Source organism: Sphingomonas sp. (assembly GCF_035555815.1).
Lineage (GTDB): Bacteria > Pseudomonadota > Alphaproteobacteria > Sphingomonadales > Sphingomonadaceae > Sphingomonas.
The window spans coordinates 1-9,264 of the sequence record NZ_DATMGG010000026.1 but is presented as its reverse complement, the minus strand read 5'-3'; the positions used below and the strand labels follow the sequence as shown (position 1 = coordinate 9,264).

The window sequence follows — 9,264 nt, the reverse complement described above, 5'->3', positions numbered from 1 at the left end:
GACTCTCTCCACCGCTATCGCGACATCGGTTCCTCGGCTCGTTTCGCTCAGCATCCGCCGGCCATGGCTGACGGTGCTGCTCTGCCTGGTGCTGGCCGGGCTGGCGTTCGCGGTCGCGGCGCAGCGGTTCAGCATGACCACCGACACCGCCGCGCTGATCTCCCCCGACGTCGATTGGCGACGGCAGGAAAGCGCGATGAAGGACGCGTTCCCGCAATTGCGCGACGCGATGCTGGTCGTGGTCGACGGACAGACGCCCGAACTCGCCGAATCGGGGGCGGCGCGTCTGGCGGCGCGGCTGGGCGAGGATCGCGCGCATTTTCAGCTGGTGCGGCGGCCCGACGGCGGCGATTTCTTTGCGCGCGAGGGGCTGTTGTTCCGTTCGCCGGCCGATGTGCGACAGGCGACCGCAACGCTGATCGAGGCGCAGCCGCTGCTCGGCCCGCTTGCCGCCGATCCCAGCCCGCGCGGGGTGGCCGGGGCGCTGTCGACGATGCTCGACGGGGTCGATCGCGGATCGGCGACGCTGGCGCAGATCGACCGGCCAATGCGCGCGCTGAGCACCGCGATCGACGCCTCGCTGGCCGGCCAGCCCGCCTTTTTCTCCTGGCAGCAATTGTTCGCCGGCGATGGCGAAGGGCTGAGCGCTCCGACCCGGCGGCTGATCCTGGCGCGGCCGGTGATGGATTATGGCTCGATCAAGCCGGGCGCCAAGGCGAGCGCGGCGGTGGCCGCCGCCGCACAGGCGCTCCAGCTCGACGCCGCGCACGGTGTCCGGGTGCGGCTGACCGGCGAAGTGCCGCTGTCGGACGAGGAATTCGCGACGCTGGAGGAGAATATCGGCGTCGTCGCGATGGTGATGGTGCTGGCGATGCTGGTGACGCTCTGGTTCGCGACGCGGTCGGTCCGGCTGGTCGCGGCGATCATGGGGACGATCATCATCGGGCTCGTGGTCACCACGGCGGTCGGGCTGCTCGCGGTCGGGCGATTGAACCTGATCTCGGTCGCGTTCATCCCGCTGTTCGTCGGGCTGGGGGTCGATTTCGGCATCCAGATCTGCGTGCGGTTCAACGCCGAGCGCGCCGATGGCCGATCGCCGGCCGACGCGATGCGCGGCGCGGCCGGGGCGCTGGGGGCGCCGTTGCTGCTGGCGGCGGGGGCGGTGTTTCTCGGCTTCGGCGCGTTCCTGCCTACCGCCTATGTCGGCATCGCCGAGTTGGGGGTGATCGCCGGGCTGGGCATGGTGATCGCGCTGGCGTTCAGCGTCACCTTGCTGCCCGCGGCTGTGCTGCTGCTGCGGCCACGCGCGCCGCGCCGGGAGGTCGGCTTCGCCGCGCTGGCGCCGGTCGATGCGTTCCTCGATCGCCGGCGCAAGCTGGTGTTGTGGGCGTTCGGCGTGTCGATGGTCGCCAGCGTCGCACTGCTGCCGTGGGTGCAGTTCGACTTCAATCCGCTCCACCTGCGCGCCCGCGATGGACAGGCGATGCAGACGCTGGCCGACCTGACCCGCGATCCGACGCGCACGCCGAACACAATCGACGTGCTCGCCCCCGATCACGCCTCCGCCATGCAGCTTGAAGCCCGGCTGAAGCGCCTACCCGAGGTGGCGCAGGTCATCACCGTCGACAGCTTCGTTCCCGCCGACCAGCCCGAAAAGCTCGCCGCGATCGGCGATGCGTCGCTGTTGCTCGATCTGACGCTCAATCCGTTCGACGTCGCCCCGCCGCCGACCGATGGCGATCTGGTCGCGGCGTTCCGCCCGCTCGCCGCGCGGCTCGAACGGTCGGGCGGCAGCGCCGCCGCGCTGGGGCATAGCCTCCAGCGGCTGGCGGACGGCACGCCGGGGCAGCGCGCCGCGGTCGACACGATGCTGTCCGCGCCGCTGACGGTGATGCTCGATCAGGTCCGCGCGATGCTCCAGGCCGAGCCGGTCGACCGTGCCGGGCTGCCCGCCGATCTGGTCCGCGACTGGGTGACGCCGGACGGCCGCTACCGGGTCAGCGTTTTCCCGTCGGGCGACGCCAACCAGAACAAGGTGATGGAGCGGTTCCGCAAGGCTGTCACCGCCGTCGCCCCGACCGCGTCGGGCCTGCCGGTCGCGACGCAGGCGGCGGCGTTCACCATCGCCGGGGCGTTCGTCCAGGCCGGCGTGATCGCGCTGGTGCTGGTCAGCCTGCTGCTGTTCGCGGTGCTGCGCGATGTGCGAGAGGTCGCCTTCACGCTGGCGCCGGTGGTGCTGTCGATCTTCCTGACACTGGGCACGTGCGTGGTGATCGGCCAGCCGATCAACTTCGCCAACATCATCGCCTTTCCGCTGCTGTTCGGCGTGGGCGTGGCGTTCCACATCTATTTCGTGATGGCATGGCGCGGCGGCGCGACCGGTCTGCTCCAGTCGAGCCTGGCGCGCGCGGTGCTGTTCAGCGCGCTGGCGACCGGCACCGCGTTCGGCGCGCTGTGGCTGTCGCATCATCCGGGCACCGCCAGCATGGGCAAGATCCTGATGATCAGCCTTGCGTGGACGCTGATCTGCGCGCTGATCTTCGAACCGGCGCTGCTGGGGCCGCCGCGCCGAAAGGTCAGTCCGGCTTAGGGACGGCCGTGGTCGGATCGGGTAGCGAGTCGTTCGCTTCGGGCGCGGTCGCCGCGGGATCGACCAGCGGGTCGTCGAGTTCCGCGGCATTGGGTGTGGTTGGCCCGGCCGGATCGTCCAGCATATCGTCCGGCCCGGTGTCGGCGTGCGCGCCCTTCAACTGCGCGATCTCGCCCGCCCGGTTCTGGAGGTAGACCGAGCGTAGCGTCGCATAGGGATCGACCGCGCCGGAGAACAGCGCCTTCAGGTCATCGTCGGCCTCCGCGCGCGCGTCGAGCCCGACCACCACGCCGCGCGGGATCTGGTACTCCAGCCGGTCGAACGGCTTGCCCACCGCCAGCGGCAGCACCATGCCATCACCCTGGCCGCCGACCAGGTCGCGCAGCGTGGTGGGCCCGACGAACGGCAGGAACAGATACGGCCCCGGCTTGACCCCATAGAACGCCAGCGTGTTGCCCAGCCCGTTGGCGCGATGCGGCAGGTTGACGCGCGGTTCCTTGGCCACGTCGATCAGCCCGCCCAGCCCCAGCCCGGTGTTGATGACGAAGCGGCCGAGCGTCTCCGCCGCCTTGCCCGGCTTGAGCTGGAGCAGATAGCTGAGGAACACCACCGGCTCGCGCAGGTTGCTGAACACGTTGCGTAGGCCCGACCGCGCGGGTTTCGGCACGACATGCTTGTAGCCCATCGCCACCGGCCGGAACGCCGCCTTGTCGGCGCGCTGGTGGAGCGTGAACATGCGCCGGTTGAAATGCTCCAGCGGATCGCCCGGTGCGTGGCGCGGAGCGGCGACCGATGCGGGCAGTGTCCGGCGTACCGGCGGCGGCGGGGTCCACGCCTGCTCCTGTACTAGAGTATCGACGGGGCGCGCGGCCTGCGCCTGCGCCTGCGCGGCGAGCAACGTCAGCGCGGGGATCAGCCCCGGATTCAACCGCCCGCCTTTGCCGCCAGCGCGTTGAGGTGGGCGATCAGCGCCTTGGCCCCGCCGGTCTGGAGCACGGTCGCGAAATCGGATCGGCGCGTCGCCAGCTGGCTGATCGCGTTGCGATAGAACACGTCGATGATCTTCCAGCTCCCGCCGCTCTGGCGCAGGCGATAGGCGATCGCGACCGGCGACCCCTTGGGGTTGTTGAGCGTGGTGCGCACCAGCCGGTCGGCGCCGCGTGCCTCGACCTTGGGGTCGATGGTGAACGACTGGCCGGAGAAGCCCGAGAAATTCTCCGCATATTGCGCGACGGTCATCCGCCGGAATGCCGCGACCAGCGCGGTCTGGTCGGCGGGGGCGATCGTCGTCCACGGCGTGCCGACCGCCAGTCGGGTCATCAGCGGCAGATCATAGGCGCGATCGATCGCCGGCTGGATCGCGGCGCCGCGCGCGGCGGTCGGCTTGCCGCTTTTCATCAGCGCGATCAGCGCGTCGTCGAGCGACTGGATGGCGGCGACCGGATCGCTCGCTTGGGCCAGCGCCGGCGCGGGGGCAGCGGCGATTGCAAGAAGGGCGGCGCCGGAGAAGATCGATCGCATGATGGTCCTGTCCCGATGGTGTCCTGGGGCCCGGCGCCTAGCACGGCCAGGCTGAATGCTGCATTGCAACCGGCCCCATCTTGTCGCCGCAATCGGCTTGTATTCGAGTGACCTTCATCCCAGATTGAGGGGAATGTGACTAGTCCGCAAGTTCGTATCGAAGCCGGCGCGCGACCGCTCAAGGTCATTCTCGCCAGGCCACGCGGCTTCTGTGCCGGGGTGGTGCGCGCCATCGACATCGTCGAACGCGCGCTCGATCTCTACCAGGCGCCGGTCTATGTCCGCCACGAAATCGTCCACAACCGCCACGTCGTCGACAAGCTGCGGCGCAAGGGCGCGGTGTTCGTCGACGACCTGTCCGAAGTGCCCGCCGGCCAGCCGACCGTGTTCAGCGCCCACGGTGTCGCGCGATCGGTGCAGGAACAGGCGCGGGCGCGCGACCTGCCGGTGCTGGACGCCACCTGCCCGCTGGTGACGAAGGTCCATGTGCAAGGCCGCCGCTATGCCAAATCGGGCCGGACTCTGGTGCTGATCGGTCACGCGGGCCATGCCGAGGTGATCGGCACGATGGGGCAGGTCGATGCGCCGATGCATCTGGTCTCCACCGTGGCCGACGTCGCGGCGCTGGCGATTCCGCGCGACACCCCGATCGCCTATGTCACCCAGACGACGCTCAGCGTCGACGATACCCGCACCGTCATCGCCGCGCTGGAGGAAGCGTTCAGCGACGTGGTTGGCCCCGACGTATCGGAAATTTGCTATGCGACCCAGAATCGCCAGAGCGCGGTGCGCGATCTGGCGCGGGTCAGCGACATGCTGATCGTGGTCGGCGCGGCGAACAGCTCCAATTCGAGCCGGCTGCGCGAGATCGGTGACGAGATGGGGCTGTCGAGCTATCTGGTCGACGACGGCGACGGGGTCGATCCGGCGTGGCTGGAGGGCGTGGACGTGGTCGGGGTTACTGCCGGCGCCTCCGCGCCCGACGAATTGGTAGAGAGCGTCATCGCCGCGCTGGCGCGGTGGCGCTCGGTCGAGGTATCGCAGCTCGACGGGGTCGAAGAGAATATCGAGTTCAGCCTGCCCCCCGAACTCAAGCGCATGAACGACGCGGCTCGCGCCGCCGGATAGGACGACAGTTATGGGACTCCCACTCAGCCCGCTCGTGCGCATCGGCGCCTACACCGTCCGCCAACACATCAAGGGCGGCCGCTATCCGCTCGTCCTGATGCTCGAACCGCTGCTGCGCTGCAATCTGGCGTGCCCCGGCTGCGGCAAGATCGACTATCCCGACGCGATCCTCAACCAGCGCCTGTCCTATGACCAGTGCATGGACGCGATCGACGAATGCGGCGCCCCCGCCGTGTCGATCGCGGGGGGCGAGCCGCTGCTCCACCGCGATATGCCGCAGATCGTGAAGGGCTATATCGCGAAGAAGAAGTTCGTGATCCTGTGCACCAACGCGCTGCTTTTGAAGAAGAAAATCGACGATTACGCCCCGTCGCCGTTCTTCACCTGGTCGATCCACCTCGACGGGGACAAGCAGATGCACGACCATGCGGTCGATCAGGACGGCACCTATGACGTCGCGATCGAGGCGATCCAGCTCGCCAGGGCGAAGGGGTTCCGCGTCCAGGTCAATTGCACGGTGTTCGACGGCGCCGATCCGGCGCGGCTGGCGGCCTATTTCGACGAGATGGAGCGGCTGGGCGTCGAGATCACCATTTCGCCCGGCTACGCCTATGAGCGCGCGGCCGACCAGGAGCATTTCCTCAACCGTACCAAGACCAAGCAGTTCTTCCGCGACGTGTTCGCGCGGGGCGACGGCGGCAAGGCGTGGACCTTCACCAACTCGCCGCTGTTCCTCGATTTCCTCGCCGGCAACCAGACCTATGAGTGCACGCCGTGGTCGATGCCGCTGCGCACCGTGTTCGGCTGGCAAAAGCCCTGCTACCTGCTGGGCGAGGGCTATGTCGAAACCTTCGCCGAGCTGATGGAGGGGACCGAGTGGGATCAATATGGCGTCGGCAAGTATGAGAAATGCGCCGACTGCATGGTCCATTGCGGGTTCGAGGGCACCGCGGCGACCGATTCGATCCGCCATCCGCTCAAGCTGATGAAGATCGGCCGCAAGGGCGTTCGCACCGATGGCCCGATGCAGCCCGACCTCAGCCTGGAACACCAGCGCCCGGCCGAGGACGTCTATTCCAGCCACGTCGAGCGCGAACTGGCCCGGATCAAGGCCGCCGACCCGGAAGGGTTCAAGCGGGTGCAGCGCGCGGCGTGAGTTCCGATCGGGACTGAATACCAAACCCCGTTCGCCCTGAGCATGACGAAGGGCCGTTCTTCTTCGCTCGGAAGGAAGGGCGGTGCTTCGACAAGCTCAGAACGAACGGTGTAGGGGCGTCAATTGCATAGGGTCGGATGACCTGGGGTTGACCCACATCGTCATTGCGAGCCCGGCGAAAGCCGGGAGAAGCAATCCACCGCGGCGCGAGTGGCGATGGATTGCCGCGCCGCGTCGCCGCTCGCAATGACGATCTGACGTAAAGTCATCTCACTCTAGCCGGTGGGCAAGTTATGAGTTGCGTCCGGTCGAACCCCGCCGCCGCGATCGCGTCGAACGCGCGGCCAAGGTTCCTGAACGCCAGTCCGGCATGACGCCCCGTCCGCAGCAGTGCCGGCAACTGGTTCGGCTGCCGCGCCAGCGACAGTAGCACCGCGCCCAGCGCGACCCCTCCGTCGGGCCGCATCCCGACCAGTGCGGCGGGCGGCAGGTCTTCGTCGGCGGCGTCGGAGATCGCTCGCACCACGCCGAAAGGCAGGCCACGTTCCCGTGCGACACGAGCGGTTATGTGGCTTTCCATGTCGACCGCGATCGCCCCGGTCCGCGCGGCCAGCACCCGCTTCGCCTCTGCCGTGGCGACGATCGCATCACTGCCGGCCACCGCGCCGATGACAGCGGTGGGCAACACGCCGCGCAGCGTCTCCACCACTTCGCCGTCGATCACCAGATCGCCCGGCCGCAGCCCCGAATCCAGTGCCCCCGCCAGCCCGGCCGACAGCATGACGCCAGGGGATCGTGCCGCCGCGTCGTCCAGCGCGCGCTCCAACAGTGCGGCGTCGCCGCCGCCCGCGATGACGACGATATCGCGCCCGGCCCCGCCGATGATCGCGGCCTCGCGCCGGAGGCCACAGGCGACGATCAGCGTCACATGCCGAACGCGACGTGCGCGGCGTTGGAACGCTTCAGGTTGCGATAGCGCGCCATCGCCCACAGCGGGAAATATTTCGGATAGCCGTGGTAGCGCAGATAGAACACGCGCGGGAAACCGCCGCCAGTATACTGCTCCTGCCCCCACAGCCCGTCGGCGTCCTGATGGGCCGCCAGCCAGGCGATACCGCGCGCCACCGCGTCGCTGTCGACCGCGCCGGCCGCCATCAGCCCGAGCAGCGCCCAGGCGGTTTGTGACGCGGTCGAGGGGGCGGGGGTATAGCCGGCATAGTCGAGCGCGTAGCTCTCGCAATCCTCACCCCAGCCGCCGTCGGGGTTCTGGATGCTCGTCAGCCAGTTCGCCGCCCGCGCTACCATCGGATGATCGGGCGGCAGGCCGGCGGCGTTGAGCGCGCACAGCGCCGACCAGGTGCCGTAGACATAGTTGATCCCCCAGCGGCCGAACCAGCTTCCGTCCGCCTCCTGCTCGCGCTCGAGATAGGCGAGCGCGGCGGCCATGCGCGGACTGTCCGCCGGCTCGCCGAGCTGTGCCAGCATCGACACCACCCGCGCGCTGACGTCGGCGGTCGGCGGGTCGAGCAGCGCGCCATGATCGGCGAACGGCAGGTTGTTGAGATAGTGATAGCTGTTGTCGGCGTCGAACGCGCCCCAACCGCCATCGCGGCTTTGCAGGCCCGCCGTCCATTCGACGCCGCGCGCGATCGGTTCGTCATGGCCCGGCCCGGCCCGGCCGCGCGCCCGGTCGAGCGCCATCACCACCACGGCGGTGTCGTCCAGGTCGGGGTAGTGATCGTTGTTGTACTGGAAGGCCCAGCCGCCCGGCCGCACGTCGGGTTTTTCCTCGGCCCAGTCGCCCTTCACGTCGAGCACCTGGCGCGGCACCAGCCAATCGAGCGCGGCGGTGGCGCGCGCCTCGTTCGCGTCGCCGCCGGCCTCCATCATCGCGTGCGCCGCCAGCGCGGTGTCCCACACCGGGGAGACGCACGGCTGGCAATAGGCCTCGTCCTCGCGCACCACCAGCAGCCTCTCGACCGAGGTTCGCGCGATCGCCCTTGCCGGATGATCCTCGGCATAGCCGAGCGCGTCGAACATCATCACGCTGTTGGCCATCGCCGGATAGATCGCGCCCAGCCCGTCCTCGCCGTTGAGCCGCTCGGTGACGAAGGCGACGCACGCGTCGATCGCGCGCCGGCGCAGGCGGCGGGGCCACAGTCCGTCGCCGGCCTTCAGCACGCGATCGAGGGCGTTGAAGCCGACGGTCCACAGCCATTTGGTATCCGCCGCCTTGCTGCCCGGGCGGACCTTCACCCCGGTATAGAGTTCGTCGACCTTGATGCCCTTCGCATTGCGCGCGACCGGCTTGAGCGCGGCGAGCACCAGCAGCGGGACCACCACCGTGCGCGCCCAATAGGACATCTTCGACAGATGAATGGGGAACCAGCGCGGGGTCAGGATCAGCTCGGGCGGCATCGTCGGCACCGCGCGCCACGGGCCGGCGCCGAACAGCGCGAGCTGGATGCGGGTGAACACGTTGCTCGCCGCCGCGCCGCCCGCCGCCAGGATCGCGGCGCGGGCGCGAGCCATATGCGGCGCATCGGGCGCGTCGCCGATCATCTTGAGCGCGTAATAGGCCTTCACCGTCGCGCTGACGTCGAACCCGCCGCCGTGGAACAGCCCCCAGCCGTCATGGTCCGCAGACTGGATACGACGCAGATAGCGCGCGATCTTCGCCTCCAGCACCGCGTCGACCGGCTCGCCCAGATAGTGGCGCAGCAGCACATATTCGGCGGGGATGGTCGCGTCTGCCTCCAGCTCGAACACCCAATGGCCGTCGCCGCGCTGCGCTGCCGACAGCGCCGCTGTGGCCCGATCGACCGCCCGTTCGACATCGGCCAGCGCAAGCGGGGCGGGGGCGTGCGTT

7 protein-coding genes are annotated in these 9,264 nt (G+C 69.1%); 3 read left to right on the top strand and 4 right to left on the bottom strand.

Going from position 1 to position 9,264, the window contains the following annotated elements:
- Positions 1-16: 16 nt before the first annotated feature.
- Positions 17-2,590 (top strand): MMPL family transporter, encoded by a 2,574-nt coding sequence (locus VNR91_RS01545; RefSeq protein ID WP_325489034.1) that lies wholly within the window; start codon positions 17-19, stop codon positions 2,588-2,590.
- Here VNR91_RS01545 and VNR91_RS01540 read toward each other — a convergent pair.
- Both VNR91_RS01540 and VNR91_RS01535 read right to left on the bottom strand, forming a co-directional pair.
- Complete coding sequence (locus VNR91_RS01540; protein WP_325489032.1) at positions 2,577-3,518, bottom strand: VacJ family lipoprotein; 942 nt, start codon at positions 3,516-3,518, stop codon at positions 2,577-2,579. The two genes, VNR91_RS01545 and VNR91_RS01540, sit on opposite strands and share 14 nt — an antisense overlap.
- The gene (locus tag VNR91_RS01535; RefSeq protein ID WP_325489031.1) at positions 3,515-4,111 is read right to left on the bottom strand and encodes an ABC transporter substrate-binding protein; all 597 of its coding nucleotides are present in this window, start codon (positions 4,109-4,111) and stop codon (positions 3,515-3,517) included. Before VNR91_RS01535 ends, VNR91_RS01540 begins: the two co-directional genes overlap by 4 nt.
- 135 nt (positions 4,112-4,246) lie before the next feature.
- Here VNR91_RS01535 and ispH point away from each other — a divergent pair, with 135 nt between their 5' ends.
- Positions 4,247-5,239, top strand: coding sequence for a 4-hydroxy-3-methylbut-2-enyl diphosphate reductase (ispH, locus tag VNR91_RS01530; protein ID WP_325489030.1), 993 nt, complete (start codon positions 4,247-4,249; stop codon positions 5,237-5,239).
- A gap of 10 nt (positions 5,240-5,249) precedes the next feature.
- Positions 5,250-6,395 (top strand): adenosyl-hopene transferase HpnH, encoded by a 1,146-nt coding sequence (gene hpnH, locus VNR91_RS01525; RefSeq protein ID WP_325489029.1) that lies wholly within the window; start codon positions 5,250-5,252, stop codon positions 6,393-6,395.
- Between the two features lie 265 nt (positions 6,396-6,660).
- Here the strand turns inward: hpnH and VNR91_RS01520 are convergent, their stop codons facing one another.
- On the bottom strand, positions 6,661-7,323 hold the full coding sequence (locus tag VNR91_RS01520; RefSeq protein WP_325489028.1) for a phosphorylase: 663 nt from the start codon (positions 7,321-7,323) through the stop codon (positions 6,661-6,663).
- Positions 7,320-9,239, bottom strand: a complete 1,920-nt coding sequence (gene shc, locus VNR91_RS01515; protein ID WP_325489033.1) for a squalene--hopene cyclase — start codon at positions 9,237-9,239, stop codon at positions 7,320-7,322. Before shc ends, VNR91_RS01520 begins: the two co-directional genes overlap by 4 nt.
- Between the last annotated feature and the right edge of the window lie 25 nt (positions 9,240-9,264).

Coding starts and splice junctions, on each gene's coding strand:
- hpnH (WP_325489029.1), top strand. CDS start 5,250: ATGGGACTCCCACTCAGCCCGCTCGTGCGCATCGGCGCCTACACCGTC.
- VNR91_RS01535 (WP_325489031.1), bottom strand. CDS start 4,111: ATGCGATCGATCTTCTCCGGCGCCGCCCTTCTTGCAATCGCCGCTGCC.